The 1,038-nt window shown below is 66.5% G+C and carries 1 protein-coding gene and 1 pseudogene; both read left to right on the top strand.

Annotated elements, in window-relative coordinates; genetic code table 11:
* A partial coding sequence (locus ABZ208_RS39170; RefSeq protein ID WP_356914211.1) for a phosphate-starvation-inducible PsiE family protein occupies positions 1–273 on the top strand: 273 nt, incomplete at its 5' end.
* A 134-nt stretch (positions 274–407) separates the two neighbouring features.
* A pseudogene (locus ABZ208_RS39165) lies at positions 408–1,038 on the top strand (hypothetical protein); the annotation flags it as partial.

Genomic DNA, 1,038 nt, shown 5'->3' with positions numbered 1-1,038 from the left:
ATCAGGAACCAGACCCTCGACGCGGAGCCGTTCCTCGTCGTCGGCCTGATTGCCGGCATCCGCAAGGTGCTCATCGTGACGGCCGAGGCGGAGAAATCCTTCCGGTGGAACGTCGAGGGGATCGAACTGCTGGTCCTGGCGGGGCTGATCCTCGTGATGGCGACAGCGGTGTACGTGTGGCGGCGCTCCACGCGGCCGGGAGACTACTTCCCGCTCCAGGAGCCGCGGCGCTCGCCGCCGGAGCCGTCACCCACCCCGGTGCGCGCGTCCTGATCCGTCACCTTCCGCAGCCACGGCCGCCCGCACCTGCTGGCGGGGGCCTGCGTGTCACGCGGCGTCGACGTTACCTCGGGAGCATCCTGTGGGCACTTGCGATCGCGGGGGCTGCCGAAGAGAAGGGTCGAGTCATGCGGGTGTCGTCTCAGGGCGTTACGGTCGTGGCTCTCCTGGCGGATCCGGATGCGCCGACGGAGATCGCGCAGCGCATGGCCCAGATACTTCCTACTCGGCTCGCTGACAAGTCAGGCCAGGGGCGACGGTTCGACGTCGAGGTGGTCAGTGAGCCCTTCACCTCAGGGACCGAGGACCTGCCCACCTTGATGCGCCGGATCATGGACCGTGGAAGTGCGGAGAACTGGGACATCGTCGTGGCCCTCACCGACCTTCCGCTGCACTCACACGGGCGCAAGCTCGTTGTGGATCTGAGTTACGAACACGGCTTGGCGCTGCTGTCTCTTCCTACGCTGGGGGGCTTGCGGCTGCAGACGAGGGCTCGGCGGGCCGTGGAAGAAGCCGTGCTCGGCTTGGCGGGTCCGTCGGGCTCATGATCGGCTGGCTGATCGTAGACGGGGAGCTGTGGCATCGATCAACAGAGGGCTCGCCGGAGGCGAGGCAGAGGGCGAGGCTCTACAACGCCTCGACGGTCATGACCGTGGGTATCGGTGTGCTCGTCTGCTACGGGGGCTTGATCGTCATCAACTTGGCGTGGGCGCTGTTCATCCTCAACGACCGAGTGTTCGCTTCCATGACACGAACCCC

The organism is Streptomyces sp. NPDC006208 (genome assembly GCF_040613775.1).
Lineage (GTDB): Bacteria > Actinomycetota > Actinomycetes > Streptomycetales > Streptomycetaceae > Streptomyces.
The sequence above is the reverse complement of the archived record's forward strand: the minus strand, read 5'-3'. Positions and strand labels throughout refer to the sequence as shown.